This is a genomic window from Acinetobacter sp. WCHAc060033 (assembly GCF_004209125.1).
Lineage (GTDB): Bacteria > Pseudomonadota > Gammaproteobacteria > Pseudomonadales > Moraxellaceae > Acinetobacter > Acinetobacter wuhouensis.
On record NZ_SGSW01000219.1, the window covers coordinates 1 to 260 of the forward strand.

1 pseudogene is annotated in these 260 nt (G+C 42.3%); it reads left to right on the forward strand.

What is annotated here, in order from left to right:
• Window positions 1–16: 16 nt before the first annotated feature.
• Window positions 17–260, forward strand: a pseudogene (locus EXE10_RS21330) (hypothetical protein); the annotation flags it as partial.

The window sequence follows — 260 nt, forward strand, 5'->3', positions numbered from 1 at the left end:
ATGAGAAGGTGGCGGCATGATTAAACATGACTTAATTGAGCAAGTTGGTGGGATTGAAAGGGCGAGAGAGATTGTGGATGGTGCGCCTGATAAAACTGCCGACACGTACTGTGTTGGTGATTGGGGTATTGCTTACTTCTCACTAGAGTTTAAATCGGTTTGGTGCGCAGAAGATAATGATTGGTTTGATTCAGATTACGAAACGATAGATGAGCTAGGTTGTGATTATAAAACAGTAATTGCACTTAAAGACCTCCGCA